Origin of the sequence: Pseudomonas monachiensis (genome assembly GCF_047345015.1) — a bacterium.
Classification (GTDB): Bacteria; Pseudomonadota; Gammaproteobacteria; order Pseudomonadales; family Pseudomonadaceae; genus Aquipseudomonas; species Aquipseudomonas monachiensis.
On record NZ_CP178857.1, the window covers coordinates 2,363,784 to 2,381,563 of the forward strand.

Consider the following 17,780-nt stretch of genomic DNA (forward strand, 5'->3'; position numbering starts at 1 on the left):
CTGTGATGTCGACTGTCACGCCCTCATCGCGAGCAAGCTCGCTCCCACAGGTTCTGGGGCCTACTTGGCGGACTGCGTTGTGGTTTGCGCGGTGAACCATTGCATGACGGGTGCGCAGGCTGGATGCGATGCCGCCGATGGTTGCAGGCACAACGAGTAAATCCCCCGGGTCTTCAACGGCTCACCAAACGGAATCACCAGTTCTCCCCGTTGAATCGACTCGCCCGCCAGGGTCATGTCGGTCATCGCCACGCCAAGGCCCCGGGCGGCGGCATCGAGCGCCAGTTCGTCGAGATTGAAGGGGATGTGCCGATAGTCATGCAGCGCCTTGCCGCCATGGGCTGACAGCCAGACCTGCCAGTCATGTTGATCGGAGGAACGGTGCAGCAACGCGAACCCCGACAGATCCTCCAGCGAAGCCAATGGCCGATCGGTGGTGCCCAGCCCTGGTGCACATACGGGCACCAACGCTTCTTCGAACAGGGTCAGGCAATCGGGCGCTGTGGCCGGCTCGGGCAGATAGAGAATGTAGGCGTCGCTGTCACTGGCCGGCTCGACCACTTCAGTGGCCACGGTTTCGATTGCCAGGGATACGTCCGGGTGATGCCGGTAGAACTCGTTCAACCTGGGCAACAACCAGCGCACCGCCAGTGACACGTGCATGCGAATGCGGAACGGGCGCTTTTGCGGCGCGAGCCGGTCTTCGAGGGTGCGCAACTGTTCGAGGATGCTGCGGGCGCTGGCCAGTACCTGTTCGCCCTCGGCGGTCAGCTGAAGGCTGCGGCTGCTCCTGACAAACAGCGCCACGCCAAAGTGGCCCTCCAGTTGCTGGATCTGTCGGCTCACGGCGCTTTGGGTCAGGCAGAGCTTTTGCGCCGCCTGGGTGAAGCTGCCCGACCCGGCGACCTCGACCAGGGCTTGCAAGCCCTGCAGTGAGGGCACGTGGCGAATCTTGTCCATGCGTTTTCAGAATGCCTCGATGATTTAATAACGTTGGTTGCCCGGGTTTTGAGCCTTTAGATTCTAGTCATCGCCGCCGTCCTCGAAAACCATTTATGCAAATCCTGCATGCAGTGCTTTGGATCGAGACGGTTCGCAGAACAAGAAAACGAGGTGACGCATGGAAAATATCTGTGGCTGGATTGCGCAAGCGGGGAGTTCACCCCTGCGCGAGCCGCTCAAAGGCACGCAGCAGGCCGACTGGCTGGTAATCGGTGCCGGCATCACCGGCCTCAGTGCCGCGCACGCCCTGGCGCAAATGCACCCCCAGGCACGCATCGTGGTCGTGGACCGGCAGCGGGCTGCGCAGGGGGCATCGGCGCGCAATTCCGGTTTTGTGGTGGCCCATGAGCATCCTGCCGCTGGCGAGTTGGTGGGCAGTGACGGATTCGCCGGGTATCAGGTAGATACGTCCATCGGCCGCGCGGCTGCCGACGAGGTCCGTAAGCAGATAGCCCGCCATGGCATCGAATGCGACTTCAGGGAGTCGGGCTATTTCTTCGCCGTCAGCGATCCACGCAAACTGACCCAGGTCGAGGTCAAGCTGCAGACCCTGCGTGCCGTGGGCGCCAGTGCGCAGTTTCTGCAAGGCGAGTCGTTGCTCGAGAAACTCGGCAGCCGGCACTACCGCGCCGCGATCTGGTGCGGCAACGGCAATGCGCTGCTGCAACCTGCGAAGTACGTGAGGGGCTTGCTCGATGCCCTGCCGCCGAAAGTGACGGTCTACGAGAACACCGATATCACAGGCCTTGAGCGCCTGGGTAACGGCCGGATTCGCGCCAGGGGCCAAAAAGGCTGTGTCGAGGCCAAACAGGTATTGGTCTGCCTTAACGCCTTTATCCCCCGCGCAGGCATCGAGGACAGTGGCACATTCGCGATGGAACTCAGTGCCAGCCTCACGCGCCCCCTCAGCGATCTAGAGTTTCAAACCCTGGGTGCGCCAGCGTCCTGGGGCGTGCTGTCGACCCGTCCGCTCGGGGCGACGGTGCGCCTGACCCCGGATCGCCGGGTGATGATCCGCAACACCGCGGAGTACCGCTCGAGGGATTTGTCATTGAGCGAATTGTCGACTCGCCGCCAGCACCATGTGCTGGGGTTGCAACGACGTTTCCCGATGCTCGGCGAGCAGGACATCGAATACACCTGGACCGGACATCTCAGCGCTTCGCGTTCCGGGCAACCGTATTTCGGCAAAGTCGAGGAGGGCGTGTTTGCCGTGGCCGGGTGCAATGGTTCCGGCGTGGCGCGGGGCACGCTGTGGGGCCGCTTGCTGGCGGAGCTGGCCTCGGGTCGTGAGTCGCCGCTGATGCGGTCGGTCATGCAACGGGCACAACCCGGCTGGCTGCCGCCCAAACCCTTGCTCGACATCGGTGCCATGCTGCGTATGCGCGTGGAAGCGGTCCGGGCCAGAAGCGAAATCTGAAAACACCCGTTTCACAACAAGAACAAAAGCACTTCCCATCGAAGGTGATTCAACATGCGCGTCAATACGCTTTCCCTTGTGGCCCTGATTTCGACGTTTTCCGCTGTCACCCATGCCGACGAAACCGTAAACATTTCCAACTGGAACGGCTACATCGCCGATGACACCCTGGCCAATTTCACCCGGGACACCGGGATCAAGGCGACCTACGACATCCACGACAGCAACGAAGTGCTGGAATCGAAGCTGATGACCGGCAACACCGGGTATGACGTGGTCAGCCCGTCGAACCACTTCCTGTCACGCCTGATCAAGGCCGGGGCCATCCAGAAACTCGACAGGAGCCAGTTGCCCAACTGGAAAAACCTCGACCCGGCGCTGATGAAAAAGCTTGAGGTCAACGATCCGGGCAACCAGTACGGCTACCCCTACATGTGGGGCACGGCGGGCATCGGCTACAATGTCGAGAAGATCAAGGCGATCTTCGGCAATACCGACGTCACCCGGTCCTGGAGCCTGTTCTTCGACGAAAACAACATCAAGAAGCTCAGCGAGTGTGGGGTGGCGATCATTGACAACCCGACGCAGATCCTGCCGATCACCCTCAATTACCTGGGCCTGCCACCCCACAGCCATGAGCCGGCCGACTACAAGAAAGCCGAGCAGGCGCTGCTGAAAATCCGGCCTTACGTCCAGTATTTCCACGCGTCCAAGTACATCAGCGACCTGGCCAACGGCAACGTCTGCGCGGTGATCGGTTTCAACGGCGACATCGTGCAGGCCGCCGCGAGTGCCAGGGAGGCGAAAAACGGGATCGACATTGCCTACTCGATCCCGGACGAGGGTTCCACCTTGTGGCTGGACATGGTGGTCATGCCCAAGAGCGCGCCACACGAGAAGAACGGCTACGCCTACATGAACTACCTGCTGGAGCCGAAGGTGATTGCCAACATCAGCAACAGCATCCACTACGCCAACCCCAACAGTGCGGCGGATGCCTTCGTCGACCCGGCGGTGAAGCAGGACCTGGCGATCTATCCGCCCAAGAGCGTGATGGACAAGCTGTTTACCGTCGAGGACTTGCCCGCGGCCATTGCACGGTTGAGCACGCGGTTGTGGACCAAGCTGAAAACCAATACCTGACCGATTGGTGATTCCGGTCAATCAGATGTGACACTGCACCTGTGGCGAGGGAGCAAGCTCCCTCGCCACGGTTACTCTTTTGCCTGAGTCAACGATTCATTCAGGCGTCGATGGCCGGGAAGTCGATGTCGGTCAGCACAGCATTGTTCAGGTAGTTGGTCAATGTCTGCGAAGCCACATGGGCGATCACTTCGATGATCTTGCTGTCGTCGATACCGGCGCTACGGGCAGCGGCGAGCTGCTCGACGGTCAGGTGACCACGGCTTTCGGTGATCTGGCGGGCGAGGGCGGCAATGGCGTTGAGCTCGCCGTGTCGTGCGCTGAGGATGTCCTGCTTCGACAGCCCGGCCTTGCCGGCGAACAGCGTGTGAGCCGCCAGGCAGTAGTCGCAACCGTTGACCTGCGAGGTGGCAAGGAACACCGCTTCCTTTTCCGTGGCGCTCAGGGATGTCTTGCTCAGTGCGGCTGAGTTTTGCAGATACGAGGCTAGCACCGCTGGGGCATGGGCCAGTACTTTGAAGAGATTGGGCAGAAAACCGATTTTCTTCTGCACGCCTTCCAGCAGCGGGCGGGTGGCGTCGGTGGCGTGTTCCAGGCTGATCGGGGTAATGCGGGTCATGGTGATACTCCGTGGTGTGAAGCGCGGTATGCGCTGGCTACGGAGCTGATGTTAGGGAGAGTGCCTGGTGTTTTGGGTGCGAATCGTCGAGGATATGCGACAGATCGTCCAGAACTGCTTCCGGGAGCCTGTCATGGATCGCTTGTCTACGTTGCTCACACACTTCGGCGTCAATGCCGGCACTTTTCATAGCGGTACGTTCTGCGGCACCGCCGCCTACGACGGACAACAGGCCAGCGGTCATTTGCACCTGCTTCAAGCGGGCGAGTTACTGCTCAAGATGGGCGACCAGCCGGACCTGCAACTGACCGAACCGAGCCTGATCTTTTTCCCCCGGCCCTATCGACATCGCCTGTTTGCGTCTGAGTCGTCCGGCACGCAGCTGGTGTGCGCGACCCTGGATTTCGACGGCGGTGCGGGCAATGCCCTGGCGGCGGCGCTGCCGGATTATCTGGTGCTCAAGCTCGATGAAATCCCGACCCTGGCCGGGACCCTGGAATGGCTGTTCAACGAGGCGTTCGACGGTACTTGCGGGCGCGAAGCGGTGATGGATCGTCTGTTCGAGCTGCTGGTGATTCTGTTGCTGCGGCACATCCTGAGCACCACAGGCCAGCAACCGGGCATGCTGGCCGGCCTCGCCGATGCGCGCCTGGCGCGGCCCCTGAGCCTGATGCATCAAACCCCGTCCAAGGCCTGGAGCGTGGCCGAACTCTCGGTTGCCGCCAACATGTCGCGGGCCAGTTTCGCCGAGCATTTTCGCCGGGTCGTCGGGCAGACGCCGGTGGATTACCTGGTGAGCTGGCGCATCAGCCTGGCCCAGAAACGCCTGCGCGAGGGCCGGCCGATTGCGCTGATTGCCGAGGAAGTTGGTTATGAGAGCCCCTCGGCGCTGGCCCGGGCGTTTCGGCGTAAAACCGGGCTCAGTCCCAGGGAGTGGAAAGGTAGTTGATTCACCTGAAAACCTTGTGGGAGCGGTGCGGCTTCTTTACGCGGGCATCAGAACTTGAACGCCTGCCGTCCCACCAACAGCCATTTACCGTCCTGCTTTTGCCAGATCTGGAAGTTTTCGATTTCCGTCGGCACCACTTCGGTGCCTTTGAGCGCTTGCGCCGAGAAGTGGTGACGAACCAGCGCGACATCGCCGGAGACGGTTATGGTCTGGTTCTGCATCTCAAGGGTCTTGAACGCGCTTTTGCCGGTTTCGATGTCGGCGATGAAGGCCTGCTTGTCCTGGATCTTGCCGCTGGAATGCCCGTAGGTCAGGTTCTCGGCGGTCAAGGCGTTCAGTTCCGGGATGTCTTTGTGCAGCATGGCCTGGGTCAGGTGGTCGACCGCCTGGGCCACATCCTTGTCCGCGGCGGCCGGGGTGGCGGCGACGTAGCCGCTGAACAGGCACAGAAAACCGATCAGCACTTTTGCTTTTTTCATGGGTGTTTCCTTGTTGTTGTAGGGATAGCGCGATGACTGGATGAGCATTCATCAGTCATCGTACAACTTATCATGGGGCAGAGGAAAAAAGCGAACTTGCCTGGTGCCCTTGCCTCGAAGTTAAAAGGGCGATGCCCTGACTTCGAGGTAGTGCGCCATGCAGCCTGATCCGCGTATACGGTTCGACCTGACGTTGCTCATGGTGTTTGTGCTGGTGGTCGTGGCGTCGGGTTTTTCTCCCCGCAGTCGGGTGGACTGGGCGCTGGAAAACCTGCTGGTGCTGTTGCTGGTGGGGACTTTGGTGGCGGTATCTCGTCGGTTCCGCTTGTCGGCGATGTCCATCACGCTGGTGTTTGCGTTTCTGTGCGTGCATGAATTGGGCGCCCATTACACCTATTCCCTGGTGCCTTACGATCACTGGTCTTCGGCGTGGTTGGGCTTCAGTTTTGACCGGGCGGCAGGTACACACCGCAATCACTACGACCGCCTGGTGCATCTGAGCTACGGGTTGCTGCTGGCTTATCCGGTGCGCGAAGTGCTGCGGCGACTGACGCCGCTGCGCGGGTTCTGGCTGTTTTTCGTGACCCTGAACATCATGCTGTCGACATCCGCCTTGTATGAACTGGTGGAGTGGGTTGGCGGTGCCTTCCTGGGCAATGACACGGCGAAGGCCTTCGTCGGCGCGCAAAACGATCCGTGGGATTCGCAAAAGGACATGGCCATCGCGGTTGCCGGGGCGTTTGTCAGCCTGTTGCCGGTGTCCTTGCGCGACAGGGTGCAAAAGCAAGCAATGACGACTGCAAGGTGATCGGTTCAGGCTTTGAAGTAGAGGTTGCCTGACAGGCCGCCTGCTCGCGATGGCATTAGACCAAACAGCGCCAGACTCAAACCTTACAGGTACTTATCCGTCACAGCCCCCTCCGAAGCACTGGACACCGTCTTCGCATACTTGGCCAACACCCCGCGCGTGTACTTGGATGGCGGCCGCACCCAACGCGACTTGCGCTCGGCCAGCACGGCATCGGAGACATCCACCGTGATCTGCCGGGTTTGCGCATCGATGATGATCCTGTCGCCATTCTCGACCAGCGCAATCGGCCCGCCTTCAAAGGCTTCCGGCGTGATATGCCCGACCACGAAACCGTGGGAACCACCGGAAAAACGCCCGTCGGTGATCAGCGCCACCTCCTTGCCGAGGCCCTTGCCCATGACCGCGGAGGTCGGCGAGAGCATTTCGCGCATGCCCGGGCCGCCCTTGGGCCCTTCGTAGCGGATCACGATGACGTCGCCGGGCTGCACTTCGCCATTGAGAATGCCGGCCAGCGCACCTTCCTCGCCGTGATAGACCCGGGCCGTGCCTTCGAAACGCAGGCCTTCCTTGCCGGTGATCTTGGCCACGGCGCCGGTGGGCGAGAGGTTGCCGCGCAGAATGACCAGGTGAGAGTCCTTCTTGATCGGCTGGTCGAAAGGGCGGATCACGTCCTGGCCGGCGGGGTAGTCGGGCACGCTGGCCAGGTTTTGCGCCAGGGTCTGGCCGGTGACGGTCAGCACATCACCGTGCAGCATGCCAGCGTCGAGCATGCGCTTCATCAGCGGTTGAATGCCGCCGATGGCCACCAGTTCGCTCATCATGTATTGACCGCTGGGGCGCAGGTCAGCGACCACCGGGGAAACCTTGCCCAACTCAACGAAGTCATCCAGGGTCAGTTCGACATCCACCGCGTTGGCCATGGCCAGCAGATGCAGCACGGCGTTGGTCGAGCCGGCGAGGGCGATCACCACGCGAATGGCGTTCTCGAAGGCTTTGCGGGTCATGATGTCGCGAGGCTTGAGGTCGAGCTTGAGCAGCTCCATCACCTGCTGGCCGGCGCGGAAGCTGTCCGAAGCCTTGTCGCCGCCGATGGCGTCCTGGGAGCTGGAACCGGGCAGGCTCATGCCCAAGGCTTCAATGGCTGAGGCCATGGTGTTGGCGGTGTACATGCCGCCACAGGAACCGGGGCCGGGAATCGCCACTTCCTCGATCTGCTTGACCTGGATCTCGCTGATGTCGCCCCGCGCGTGCTGGCCCACGGCCTCGAACACGGAAATGATGTCGGTGTGGCCGGCACCCGGCTGGATGGTGCCGCCATAGACAAAGATCGACGGGCGATTGAGTCGCGCCATGCCGATCAGGCAGCCCGGCATGTTCTTGTCGCAGCCGCCGATGGTCACCAGGCCATCGAAACCCTCGCAACCGGTGACCACTTCGATGGAGTCGGCGATCACCTCGCGGGACACCAGGGAATACTTCATGCCTTCGGTGCCGTTGGCGATGCCATCGGAAATGGTGATGGTGTTAAAGATCACGCCCTTGGCCCCGGCGGCATTCGCGCCTTTTTCGGCTTCGAGCGCCAGCTTGTCGATGTGCATGTTGCAGGGCGTGACCATGGCCCAGGTCGAGGCGATGCCGATCTGCGGCTTGGTGAAGTCTGCATCGGTAAAGCCCACGGCCCGCAACATGGCGCGTGCCGGTGCGGCCTCCACGCCGTCGATCACTTGCGAGGAGTACTTGCGCAGATCGTCTTTGTCGCTCATGACTGGCTCCTGTCGCTGATGGCTGTTGCTCACACACGCGTTGGGAAAAAACAGGATGAGTATAGAAGGCCGGGCGCCCGGGCCCGGACTAACCGGTCGGGAACAGACGCGCGGGTAAGCCTTGTCGTGATATTCTTGGCGACAACTTGGTTTGACCTGTTCAGTTTGCGTGTCCTTGAGACGTGCCGACGGAATCACTGTCGCTCAAGTAGCTGAAGCCAATAAAGATAAGAAGTCAGTTCAGAAGGGACATTAAAGTGGGGTCGATGCGGTTCATCGGCCTTGTGTGCCCACCCTGCAATCCTTGAGTGCCGCACCCGTGACTGCCGTGAAATACGGGGCAGTGCGCATGAGGATGGAAGGGCGGATGGCGTTTTATCATAGGTGCTACAGATGTTTAAAAAAGTGAACACGGCCCTGCTGGGGCTGGCTTTGTCGATGGGGATGTCTGCCGTCCACGCGGAAGAAGCCAAGAAAGTCGATGTGCTGCTGATCGGTGGCGGCATCATGAGCGCGACCCTGGGTGTGTGGCTCAACGAGCTGGAACCCGGCACCTCGATGCAAATGATCGAGCGCCTCGACGGCGTCGCCCAGGAAAGCTCCAACGGCTGGAACAACGCCGGTACCGGTCACTCCGCCCTGGCCGAGCTGAACTACACCCCGGAAGACGAGAACGGCAAGGTTTCGATCCCGAAGGCCGTTGAAATCAACGAAGCGTTCCAGATCTCCCGTCAGTTCTGGGCCTGGCAGGTTCAGCAAGGCGTGCTGAAGAACCCGCGTTCGTTCATCAACTCCACGCCGCACATGAGCTTCGTGTGGGGCGATGACAACATCAAGTTCCTGAAAAAACGCTACGAAGCCCTGCAAGCGAGCCCGCTGTTCGCCGGCATGCAGTACTCCGAAGACCCGGCTGTGATCAAGCAGTGGGTACCGCTGATGATGGAAGGGCGTGACCCGAGCCAGAAAATCGCGGCCACCTGGAGCCCGCTGGGTACCGACGTAAACTTCGGCGAAATCACCCGCCAGTTCGTTGCACACCTGCAAACCACGCCGAAGTTCGACTTGAAGCTGTCCAGCGAAGTACAGGACATCACCAGGAACGAAGACGGCAGCTGGCGCGTCAGCTACAAGAACCTCAAAGACGGCAGCAAGACCGAAACCGACGCCAGGTTCGTGTTCATCGGCGCCGGCGGCGGTGCCCTGCACCTGCTGCAGAAGTCCGGCATTCCTGAAGCCAAGGAATACGCTGGCTTCCCGGTAGGCGGCTCGTTCCTGGTGACCGAGAACCCGACCATCGCCGAGCAACACCTGGCCAAGGCCTACGGCAAAGCTTCCGTTGGCGCTCCGCCGATGTCGGTTCCGCACCTGGACACCCGCGTGCTGGACGGCAAGCGCGTGATCCTGTTTGGCCCGTTCGCGACCTTCAGCACCAAGTTCCTCAAAGAAGGTTCGTACCTGGACCTGCTGACCACCACGACCACCCACAACGTGTGGCCAATGACCAAGGTCGGCATCAAGGAATACCCGCTGGTGGAGTACCTGGCAGGCCAGCTGATGCTGTCTGACGAAGACCGCCTCAACGCCCTGAAGGAATACTTCCCGAACGCCAAGGCTGAAGACTGGCGCCTGTGGCAAGCCGGCCAGCGCGTGCAGATCATCAAGCGTGACGAAGCCGCCGGTGGCGTGCTGAAACTGGGCACCGAGATCGTCGCTTCCCAGGACGGCAGCATCGCCGGCCTGCTGGGCGCCTCCCCAGGCGCATCGACCGCCGCACCGATCATGCTGACCGTGCTGCAGAAAGTGTTCAAGGACAAGGTCGCGACCCCTGACTGGCAGGCAAAACTGCACCAGATCGTACCGAGCTACGGCACCCAGCTGAACGCCAGCCCTGAGAAAGTCGCTGAGGAGTGGGCCTACACCGCCAAGGTGCTGGAACTGACTCCGCCACCCGCGGTGATCGCGCCGGCTGTGAAACCAGTGACTGTCGATACGGATGCGAAGGCTCCGAAGGCTAGTGCTGCGAGTGATATGGCTCTCTAATTAGACTGCCGGATCAAAAAAAGCCCACTGAACCGGTAACGGTCAGTGGGTTTTTTTGTGGGCGACAACAAAGACATCGTTTCAAACAAAACCTCTCTATGCCGAACGTTTCGCCACCCCCTGTCATCAATTGCAAAGTCCCTGACGCTCAATGTGAAGCAGCCCGCTTGCACGTGACGATACTGGTTTGTTTTCCGAAGTCGAACCGTAAAGCGAAACCGCACTGGCACCTTCAGGCCGATGCCTCTTCACCCTGACGAGGGACTGTCAGTTGCATCTCAATAAAACAATCATAGAGAGCGCAGAATGAAGTTCAGTTTTGTAGACAATAGCCAGCCGACCCGCCGACGGGTCTTGCGCGATGCTTTCACCCTGGCTTTGGCGGCCTCGCCGTTGGCAAGCCTGGCCAGGGCAGCCGACGAGTCCGCAGCGGCCAGCGAATCCGCCGAGGAAGTGACCTTTGCCGCCGGCCCACGGCCGCTGGTGCAATACCCGCAAAAACGTCCGTTGACCCTGGTGACCACTCGGCCGCCGCATCTGGAGACGCCATTCCCCGTCTTCAATGAAGGGCCGATCACGCCCAATGACGCTTTTTTCGTGCGTTACCACCTGGCCAATTTCCCGACCAGCATCGATCCGGACAGCTACCGCCTGACGATCAAGGGTTCGGTCGACACGCCGCTGTCGCTTTCCCTTGCCGAGCTCAAGGCCCTCGCCACACCGGTAGAGGTGGTGGCCGTCAATCAGTGTTCGGGTAACAGCCGTGGCTTCTCGATGCCTCGCGTGTTCGGTGCTCAGTTGGGTAATGGCTCCATGGGTAATGCGCGGTGGGTGGGGGTACCGCTCAAGGCTGTGCTGGAAAAGGCGGGGGTAAAAGCCGAGGCCCGGCAAGTGACTTTCCGTGGGCTCGATAAACCTGTGCTGCCGAGCACGCCGGAGTTTATCAAGGCGCTGGACATCAGCCATGCCATGGACGGCGAGCCGATGATCGCCTGGTCGATGAATGGCACCGACCTGCCGTTTCTCAACGGTTACCCGATTCGTCTGGTGGTGCCAGGCTACTTCGGTACGTACTGGGTCAAGCACCTGAGTGAGATCGAAGTCCTCGACCATACCTACGACGGATTCTTCATGGCCAAGGGGTACCGGCTTCCGGATAACGAATGCTTGTGCATTGCCCCCGGCACCACGGCGGCGAAAACCCTGCCGATTTCCAAATTGCCGGTGCGCAGTTTCATCACCAGCGTTAAACACGGCGATGTATTGCCGCTGAATAAAAGCATGGTGCTCAAGGGCATTGCGTTCGACGGGGGCGTTGGGGTCAACAAGGTGGAGGTGTCGATCGACGGCGGAAAAACCTGGCGTGAATCCACGCTCGGGCAAGACCTTGGTCGTTTCTCCTTTCGTGAGTGGACACTGCCGATCACCTTTACCGGCAAGGGCGCCACGCAGTTGATGGTGCGAGCGAGCAACAGCGCTGGCGAGACACAGCCGTTACAAGCCGACTGGAACCCCGCGGGCTACCGCCGCCACGTCATCGAAACCACCCACGTGACCGTCGCCTGAGGAGGACCGCATGAAATTTGTGAAATGCATGACCGCCTTGCTGTGCGCCGCTCAGGTTTGCCTGACGACCCTGGCTGGCGCCGCACCGCTGTCCATCACGTTGCCGCCTGAAACGGCTGCGTTCAAGCCCAGCACGATGCCTGGCTACCCGTTGGCGCAGCAGAAGTGTTCCGTCTGCCATTCGGCCGATTACATCAATTTCCAGCCGCCGGGCCTGAGCCTGGCGCAATGGACCGCCGAAGCGGGCAAGATGCAGCACGTGTATGGCGCTCCGATCAGCGACCAGGATGTGAGTGTTATTGGCGCTTACCTGGCGGTGACCTACGGCAGTGCGAAGGCCAATGATGCCGATGTTCTGGCGGCCTCGAACGCCCCGGCGCCCCAAACCCCGGCGGTGTCCGTGGCAAAAGTCGACGCCAAGGCCTTGCTGCAGAACAACGCCTGCCTGTCCTGCCACGCGATCGATCACAAAGTGCTGGGCCCCGCCTACCGCGATGTGGCGGCCAAATATGCCAGGGACCCGCAGGCAATGGACCGGATTATGTCGAGCATCCAGCACGGCGGTAGCGGGAAGTGGGGAGATGTCCCCATGCCGCCTTACGCGCAGTTGAGCCCGGACGACCTGAAAAGCCTGGCGACCTTTATCCTGCAACAGTAAGTCAGTCTAAGCCTGATGCGAAAAGCCCACTGAACCGGCGACGGTCAGTGGGCTTTTTTGTAGGCGCGGGCTTGTTCAAGGCATTGAGGAGTTGGTTGTACCGAAGCGCTTGAGAATGTCCTGGTACATCTTGGTCCGCCGGTGATTCTGGCCATAGCCGCCAGCAGCGGCGACGGTGCCGGCCTGGACGTGGTCCAGGTACTTGAATATTTTGCCGGGCGAAAGAAACACGACTTTGTAGCCAAGCCCTATCACGCGGTCTTGCAGCTCATAACCGGGCACACGGTCATCGATCTGAAAATGCAAACCGCGCTGCTTGATCAGCCTGCCATTCCATAACGTGCAAAAGCTTTTCAAGTGGGTTTCCCGGTAGGGCTTCGGGTCTTTCGAGCGCAGGCCCAGCGATTGCTTCAGGCGTCGGTAGTGGTGCTTGAACAGGCGTGAAGTGAAGCGCCACACGGTCCTTGGCAGTCCGCGGTTGAGTTGCTCGGTGCAACCGACCGCGATGACGTTTTGATCCTTGGTGCAGTAGTCCATCATCATCGCAAAGACGTTTGCATCGAAGACGAACGTGTCGGTGTGCATCAGGAACAGGTAGTCGGTATTGATTCTGGCCAGCGCCATGTCCAGCGCTTTGCCATGGGCGATGTGCCCCGGTTCTTTGGCGGGGGCATCGCGCTCGATCAGGTTGATCCAGTCCAGTGAGCGCAAATACTCGACGCTGGCGTCCGCCGAACCGTTATCGACCACCCAGACCGCAATACCTGATTTTTGTGCAGGCTCCTGCAACAGCTCCAGGCAGATCCTGGTGAGCTCGGGGGTTTTGTAATTAACCAGAACGATGCTGAACGGAGGTTTGGCGCTTGTATCGACACTGCCCATCTTCGAAATGCTCGACTACCCGAAAGTGTCGAAGACTAACGAGACAACCTTAGCCCAAGCTTAATTTCACCTGCACGACACAGACGCTGGCTATCGCTGCCTGACGCCTCGAACGAGCCCGTGCGCACCTCGCCGCTGCGGGTGTAGCGGGCGATTATCCGCCACGGGAATGACCGGCTTCATGTTCGACGAAAGTCGTATGGCGGTTGGTGCTGCCAAATGTTATTTGGCTTTTGTCTTGAAAGCGCAATTGCAAATTTGTATCATTCGTTTTCAAGTCAGCGAAGCAGGGAACGCCGCGCCAAAACAATAATAAGGTCAAGGCAATGCTCAAAATGCTTCTCGTGTACGGTCATCTGCTCGCTACGTGTATTGCCCTGGGGAGGGTGTTGCAGGCGGATCACAAGCTTTGGAGTTGGCGCAAGGAATTACTGGACCAGGCGAGGCTTGAATACCTCGATGAAACCCAGAAAATTGTCAGCCTCGCATTGCTGGCTCTATGGGCAAGCGGGCTGTTGCTGGTGCTTCAGGGTTATCTCTATGAAGGCGAGGCGTATCTGCTCAATCAGAAACTCTGGGCCAAGGTGACGGTCGTCGCGCTGTTGAGCCTCAACGGTGCACTGTTGCATCGAGTCGGCTTCCCACTGCTGCAAAAGGCTCCCTTCGTCGCACTGCGCAGTGCAGGCCGCACGCGACTCGCCCTGTTGGGGGCGCTTTCCATGAGCGGTTGGCTGTTCGCCGCTTTCCTGGGGGTGGCTCGAGCCTGGAATCACGTGTTGCCTTACCTGCATGTGATGGGCGCATTCGCCGCATTCTCGTTACTGGCTTGTTGTGTGGCACTGGCAGTCGCCGGCAGGGCGGGCAGTGTCGGTGCGCAAAAATCCTCGGTACCGGGGTAGCGCCCGACAGAGCGTATTTCATCCCTGTAAACTCGGGCTAGCTTCATTGCGCGGGAATAATTCCCGCGCATGAAATTCAGGCTTCTCCCAAGATGTTCCCGGATTGCAACGGGTATTGCGTTGGCACCGCGCTTTGTAAATTCATGGGATTATTTCCCACGCGGCTATACTGGGGTTATCTACCCAGGAATTCGCTGAATGCAATCATCCACGCTGCCCACCTCGCTCCTCAAAGCCTTGCGGCATGTCATGCAGCCGCTGGTGCGCCTGATGCTGCGCAAAGGCGTCACCTACCTGGTGTTTGCCGACCTGCTCAAGGAGGTTTTCGTCGAAGTGGCGGACCGTGAGTTTCGCCTGGGCGAGAAGGCGCCGAGCGACAGCCGCATCAGCCTGCTCACCGGTGTGCATCGCAAGGATGTACGGCGCCTGCGCAATACCGGCGATCCGGCTGCTTCCACGCTTCCGGAAAACATCACGTTCGGTGCGCAACTGGTCAACGCCTGGGCCAGCGCGCCCTTTTGCAACGACGCCGGCCAGCCACAGCCACTGCCTCGATTGGCCAGTGTCGGTGGCGACCGTTCCTTTGACGCCCTGGTGGCGAAGGTCAGCACGGATATCAGGGCACGGGTGGTGTTGGACGAGTGGCTGCGCCTGGGGATCGTGCGCCTCGACGAAAAAGAGCGCGTGCACCTTGAAGCCCAGGCCTTCGTGCCACAAAAGGGCTTCGATGAGAAAGCGGCTTACCTGGGGCATAATCTGCATGATCATGCCTGCGCTGCGGTACACAACCTGAGCAGCGAAGGCCCGGCCTTTTTTGAACGCAGTGTCCACTATGATGCATTGGCCCCGATGAGCGTCGAGGCGTTGCGCGAGGCCGTGGCCAGCGAGGGAATGCAGGCCCTGTTGAGCTTCAACCGACTCGCCGCCGAACTGGAATTCCGGGACCTGCCCAGCCTTGAGCCGCGCCAGCGCATCACGGTCGGCCTGTACTTCTACACTGAAGCTTCCGATCCCAATTCACCAAAAGCTCCTGAATCATGACCGTCAAATTGCGCCTGATTCGTGCAATCGCCCTCGTTCTGGGCCTCGGGTTTGCGATTGTGCTGCAAGCCGCCCCAGCCTGTGTCAGCCAGAATGACGCGGGCACCAGCGAAGTGCCGGTCATCCAGGCACCAGGGGGCACCGGCGGTACGGGCGCAGCGCCTGGCGGCATGGGCGGTACCGGGATCGACGCCGACAACGGTGGAGTCGGTGGTACCGGCGCACCGTTGAAAAAACGCCCTGGCGGCATTGGCGGCACCGGGGCCGTTGCAGGCGGCGTGGGGGGGACAGGCATCAGCGACGATAACGGAGGAGTCGGTGGCACCGGCATTGTCGGCACCATCACCGGGTTCGCCTCGATCTGCGTCAATGGCGTGGAAGTGCACTTCAACAACAACGTTCCTGTCAGCGAGAACGGTATCGCCAGTTCCAGTACCCGCCTGGCGATAGGCCAAGTGGTTGCCGTGCAAGCGTTCAACTCCCGGCGCGGTCTGGAGGCCGGACGCATTTCTATCCTGCACGCCTACGAAGGTCCTTTGACAGCGCTGCCGCGCGATTCCATGCCCATGCGTGTCATGGGGCAACCGGTACGCCTGGCCAAGGGTGCCCAGGTCGCTGCCGGTCTGCGCCCGGGTGATCCCGTACGGGTCAGCGGGCTGCGCGATGCTCGTGGCGAAGTGGTGGCTAGTCGCATCGATCGGGCGCCCGGCCTCAAGGAGGCCAGTGCCATCGGCCCGGTGGATCGCAGCGGCTATCTCCAGGGGCTCAAGCTCAGCAATCACCCAGGCCCGGCGCAGGAAATGCTGGTGCGCGGCCACTGGTCCGGTCGCGAGCTGGACGTGAACCAAAGCCGCCCCGATCCGAGCCTGCCTTTCATTGGCCGGGCACACAATGCGGTGATCGAGGGGCTGGTACAGGGCCGGCAGGACCGCCATCTGGTGGTGGGCGGCTTTAATGTGACGCTGGCGCACGACACCGTGTTTGTCGGTGTGCAGGCTTCGCAGCTGGGTCTGGATCGACGCGTGCGGATCAACGGCGTGTTCACCGGCGCGCGGGAGGTGCAGGCAACGCGGATCGAATTGCCTCGCGAGCGCTCCGATTCGCCCGCCAGCAACCGGCACGGACGACTCGGTTCCAGCGAGCAAGACACCGACGACTCAAGTGGCTCGGGCAACTCGAACGGCTCAAGTGGCTCAAGTGGCTCAGGAGACTCCGGCAATTCCGGCAGTTCCGGCAATTCCGGCAATTCCGGCAGTTCGCGGGGTTCGGGGAACTCGGGCAGTGACAGGAGCGGCCGCTCCGAGAGTACAGGCAGTGTCATCGACGATACCCGCCACGGGGGCGGTGACAGTCATGGCGGTGGCGACAAGATAGAGCGCGTTGATGTGGACAAGTCTGGCAAGTCAGAGCGAGTCGAGAAGGTCGATCAATCCGGTAAAGTCGAGAAAGTGGAGAGGGTAGAGAGGGTAGAGAAAGTAGAGAAGGTAGAACGTCCGGAGAAAGTCGAGAAGGTTGATCGGCCAGAGAAGGTTGAGAAAGTCGATCGGCCGGAAAAAGTTGAGAAGATCGAAAAAGTTGATCGGCCAGAAAAAGTCGAGAAAGTGGAGCCAGCTGAAAAAATCGATCACTCCGGCAGGTCGGGTTAAGCAGCGCAGCCATGATGCACTTTCGTCATAAGTAACTAGTCTGGGTAAGTCACGCAACAAAACATGCGTGTGAACTTCGATGACGCCAGACACGAGGTGAACATGGATCCCAAGCGCATCCTGCTCGTCGGTTGGCTTGCCAGCCTGGCCTTGCCGGCCTTGGCCGATACCTTCACGACCTCGATCGGAACCGACTACTCCCGGGGCGACTATGGCACCGGTACTACGTCCGAAACCTGGTACGTCCCGCTGGTGGGCAGATACGAAACCGGTCCCATGACCTACAAGCTCACCGTGCCCTGGCTACGCATCACCAATCCTTCGGTCGGCCCTGGCGGCGAACCGCTGCCCGGCGGTTGCGGCAAGGTGGAAAGCGGTCTGGGCGACACCGTTGCCGGTGCCGACTATGCCGTGCTTGACGGCAGCGTTGGCGGGCTGTTCGTGGACCTGATCGGCAAGGTCAAGTTGCCCACCGCCGATGAAGACGAGTGCCTGGGCACCGGCAAAACCGACTATTCCGCCCAGGTCGATGTCGCCAAAGCCTTCGGTCCCGTGACCGGGTTCGCGACCCTGGGCTGGAAAAAGTTCGGCGACCCGTCGGGCTCCGACTTCGACAACCCGATATTCGCCGGCCTGGGCTTCGCCATGCCCGTGTTCGCGCGCACCACGGCGGGTGTGTCCTACGACTGGCGGCAAAAAGTTGTTTCCACCGGCGACGAAATCAAGGAACTCACACTCTTCCTTACGCACAAGCTCAATCAGGAGTGGAAGTTTCAGTTGTATGCCGTCAAGGGTTTTTCCGACGCCAGCCCGGACGGCGAGGCCGGACTGTTGCTCAGCCACGCTTTCTGATTCCTGCCCG

The 17,780-nt window shown here is 60.6% G+C and carries 17 protein-coding genes; 12 read left to right on the top strand and 5 right to left on the bottom strand.

Translation table 11 applies throughout. The features are described from left to right. Positions 1 to 60 precede the first annotated feature (60 nt). Positions 61 to 960 (bottom strand): LysR substrate-binding domain-containing protein, encoded by a 900-nt coding sequence (locus ACMDB8_RS10745; RefSeq protein WP_056723054.1) that lies wholly within the window; start codon positions 958 to 960, stop codon positions 61 to 63. Between the two features lie 160 nt (positions 961 to 1,120). Here ACMDB8_RS10745 and ACMDB8_RS10750 point away from each other — a divergent pair, with 160 nt between their 5' ends. After that, complete coding sequence (locus tag ACMDB8_RS10750; protein WP_409079309.1) at positions 1,121 to 2,422, top strand: NAD(P)/FAD-dependent oxidoreductase; 1,302 nt, start codon at positions 1,121 to 1,123, stop codon at positions 2,420 to 2,422. Positions 2,423 to 2,476: 54 nt separating this feature from the next. Further along, complete coding sequence (locus ACMDB8_RS10755) at positions 2,477 to 3,565, top strand: polyamine ABC transporter substrate-binding protein (protein WP_056723050.1); 1,089 nt, start codon at positions 2,477 to 2,479, stop codon at positions 3,563 to 3,565. Between the two features lie 100 nt (positions 3,566 to 3,665). Here ACMDB8_RS10755 and ACMDB8_RS10760 read toward each other — a convergent pair whose 3' ends face one another. Continuing rightward, on the bottom strand, positions 3,666 to 4,184 hold the full coding sequence (locus tag ACMDB8_RS10760; protein ID WP_056723048.1) for a carboxymuconolactone decarboxylase family protein: 519 nt from the start codon (positions 4,182 to 4,184) through the stop codon (positions 3,666 to 3,668). 133 nt (positions 4,185 to 4,317) lie between these two features. Between ACMDB8_RS10760 and ACMDB8_RS10765 the strand changes: the two genes are divergently transcribed. Further along, on the top strand, positions 4,318 to 5,133 hold the full coding sequence (locus ACMDB8_RS10765; protein ID WP_056723046.1) for an AraC family transcriptional regulator: 816 nt from the start codon (positions 4,318 to 4,320) through the stop codon (positions 5,131 to 5,133). Positions 5,134 to 5,180: 47 nt separating this feature from the next. On the opposite strand, the gene ACMDB8_RS10770 is transcribed toward ACMDB8_RS10765, so the two are convergent. Beyond that, positions 5,181 to 5,612 (bottom strand): nuclear transport factor 2 family protein, encoded by a 432-nt coding sequence (locus ACMDB8_RS10770; RefSeq protein ID WP_223515445.1) that lies wholly within the window; start codon positions 5,610 to 5,612, stop codon positions 5,181 to 5,183. A gap of 157 nt (positions 5,613 to 5,769) precedes the next feature. Here ACMDB8_RS10770 and ACMDB8_RS10775 point away from each other — a divergent pair, with 157 nt between their 5' ends. Continuing rightward, positions 5,770 to 6,420, top strand: a complete 651-nt coding sequence (locus ACMDB8_RS10775; RefSeq protein ID WP_056723042.1) for a DUF2238 domain-containing protein — start codon at positions 5,770 to 5,772, stop codon at positions 6,418 to 6,420. A gap of 83 nt (positions 6,421 to 6,503) precedes the next feature. Here ACMDB8_RS10775 and ilvD read toward each other — a convergent pair whose 3' ends face one another. Then, a complete protein-coding gene (gene ilvD / locus ACMDB8_RS10780) occupies positions 6,504 to 8,186 on the bottom strand; it encodes a dihydroxy-acid dehydratase (RefSeq protein ID WP_056723040.1) in 1,683 nt (560 codons plus the stop codon). A gap of 393 nt (positions 8,187 to 8,579) precedes the next feature. Between ilvD and mqo the strand changes: the two genes are divergently transcribed. The 3 genes from mqo (at position 8,580) to ACMDB8_RS10795 (ending at position 12,450) form a co-directional block, all read left to right on the top strand. Continuing rightward, positions 8,580 to 10,226 carry a malate dehydrogenase (quinone) gene (gene mqo / locus ACMDB8_RS10785; protein ID WP_056723037.1) on the top strand — a complete coding sequence of 549 codons (1,647 nt, stop codon included), beginning with the start codon at positions 8,580 to 8,582 and terminating at the stop codon, positions 10,224 to 10,226. 306 nt (positions 10,227 to 10,532) lie between these two features. Then, a complete protein-coding gene (locus ACMDB8_RS10790) occupies positions 10,533 to 11,792 on the top strand; it encodes a molybdopterin-dependent oxidoreductase (RefSeq protein ID WP_223542278.1) in 1,260 nt (419 codons plus the stop codon). Positions 11,793 to 11,802: 10 nt separating this feature from the next. Continuing rightward, positions 11,803 to 12,450, top strand: coding sequence for a c-type cytochrome (locus ACMDB8_RS10795; protein WP_409079310.1), 648 nt, complete (start codon positions 11,803 to 11,805; stop codon positions 12,448 to 12,450). Between the two features lie 75 nt (positions 12,451 to 12,525). Here the strand turns inward: ACMDB8_RS10795 and ACMDB8_RS10800 are convergent, their stop codons facing one another. Then, entirely contained in the window at positions 12,526 to 13,332 is an 807-nt protein-coding gene (locus ACMDB8_RS10800) for a glycosyltransferase family 2 protein (RefSeq protein WP_223542279.1), read from the bottom strand. 181 nt (positions 13,333 to 13,513) lie between these two features. On the opposite strand from ACMDB8_RS10800, the gene ACMDB8_RS10805 reads away from it, so the two are divergent. The 5 genes from ACMDB8_RS10805 to ACMDB8_RS10825 all read left to right on the top strand — a co-directional run bounded on the left by ACMDB8_RS10805 (position 13,514) and on the right by ACMDB8_RS10825 (position 17,770). Beyond that, the gene (locus ACMDB8_RS10805) at positions 13,514 to 13,645 is read left to right on the top strand and encodes a hypothetical protein (RefSeq protein WP_263291783.1); all 132 of its coding nucleotides are present in this window, start codon (positions 13,514 to 13,516) and stop codon (positions 13,643 to 13,645) included. A 13-nt stretch (positions 13,646 to 13,658) separates the two neighbouring features. Continuing rightward, positions 13,659 to 14,231, top strand: coding sequence for a hypothetical protein (locus ACMDB8_RS10810; RefSeq protein ID WP_056723030.1), 573 nt, complete (start codon positions 13,659 to 13,661; stop codon positions 14,229 to 14,231). Positions 14,232 to 14,429: 198 nt separating this feature from the next. After that, positions 14,430 to 15,272: a DUF6502 family protein gene (locus ACMDB8_RS10815; RefSeq protein WP_056723028.1), complete on the top strand. Its 843-nt coding sequence runs from the start codon at positions 14,430 to 14,432 to the stop codon at positions 15,270 to 15,272. After that, positions 15,269 to 16,918 (top strand): DUF5666 domain-containing protein, encoded by a 1,650-nt coding sequence (locus tag ACMDB8_RS10820; RefSeq protein ID WP_409079311.1) that lies wholly within the window; start codon positions 15,269 to 15,271, stop codon positions 16,916 to 16,918. The genes ACMDB8_RS10815 and ACMDB8_RS10820 overlap by 4 nt, the downstream gene beginning before the upstream one ends. Before the next feature lie 102 nt (positions 16,919 to 17,020). Further along, entirely contained in the window at positions 17,021 to 17,770 is a 750-nt protein-coding gene (locus ACMDB8_RS10825) for a hypothetical protein (protein WP_056723023.1), read from the top strand. The last annotated feature ends 10 nt before the right edge of the window (positions 17,771 to 17,780 follow it).

Excerpts from the sequence above, each read along its gene's own strand:
- ACMDB8_RS10745 (WP_056723054.1), bottom strand. The coding sequence starts at position 960 with ATGGACAAGATTCGCCACGTGCCCTCACTGCAGGGCTTGCAAGCCCTG.
- ACMDB8_RS10750 (WP_409079309.1), top strand. The coding sequence starts at position 1,121 with ATGGAAAATATCTGTGGCTGGATTGCGCAAGCGGGGAGTTCACCCCTG.
- ACMDB8_RS10755 (WP_056723050.1), top strand. The coding sequence starts at position 2,477 with ATGCGCGTCAATACGCTTTCCCTTGTGGCCCTGATTTCGACGTTTTCC.
- ACMDB8_RS10760 (WP_056723048.1), bottom strand. The coding sequence starts at position 4,184 with ATGACCCGCATTACCCCGATCAGCCTGGAACACGCCACCGACGCCACC.
- ACMDB8_RS10765 (WP_056723046.1), top strand. The coding sequence starts at position 4,318 with ATGGATCGCTTGTCTACGTTGCTCACACACTTCGGCGTCAATGCCGGC.
- ACMDB8_RS10770 (WP_223515445.1), bottom strand. The coding sequence starts at position 5,612 with ATGAAAAAAGCAAAAGTGCTGATCGGTTTTCTGTGCCTGTTCAGCGGC.
- ACMDB8_RS10775 (WP_056723042.1), top strand. The coding sequence starts at position 5,770 with ATGCAGCCTGATCCGCGTATACGGTTCGACCTGACGTTGCTCATGGTG.
- ilvD (WP_056723040.1), bottom strand. The coding sequence starts at position 8,186 with ATGAGCGACAAAGACGATCTGCGCAAGTACTCCTCGCAAGTGATCGAC.
- mqo (WP_056723037.1), top strand. The coding sequence starts at position 8,580 with ATGTTTAAAAAAGTGAACACGGCCCTGCTGGGGCTGGCTTTGTCGATG.
- ACMDB8_RS10790 (WP_223542278.1), top strand. The coding sequence starts at position 10,533 with ATGAAGTTCAGTTTTGTAGACAATAGCCAGCCGACCCGCCGACGGGTC.
- ACMDB8_RS10795 (WP_409079310.1), top strand. The coding sequence starts at position 11,803 with ATGAAATTTGTGAAATGCATGACCGCCTTGCTGTGCGCCGCTCAGGTT.
- ACMDB8_RS10800 (WP_223542279.1), bottom strand. The coding sequence starts at position 13,332 with ATGGGCAGTGTCGATACAAGCGCCAAACCTCCGTTCAGCATCGTTCTG.
- ACMDB8_RS10805 (WP_263291783.1), top strand. The coding sequence starts at position 13,514 with ATGTTCGACGAAAGTCGTATGGCGGTTGGTGCTGCCAAATGTTATTTG.
- ACMDB8_RS10810 (WP_056723030.1), top strand. The coding sequence starts at position 13,659 with ATGCTCAAAATGCTTCTCGTGTACGGTCATCTGCTCGCTACGTGTATT.
- ACMDB8_RS10815 (WP_056723028.1), top strand. The coding sequence starts at position 14,430 with ATGCAATCATCCACGCTGCCCACCTCGCTCCTCAAAGCCTTGCGGCAT.
- ACMDB8_RS10820 (WP_409079311.1), top strand. The coding sequence starts at position 15,269 with ATGACCGTCAAATTGCGCCTGATTCGTGCAATCGCCCTCGTTCTGGGC.
- ACMDB8_RS10825 (WP_056723023.1), top strand. The coding sequence starts at position 17,021 with ATGGATCCCAAGCGCATCCTGCTCGTCGGTTGGCTTGCCAGCCTGGCC.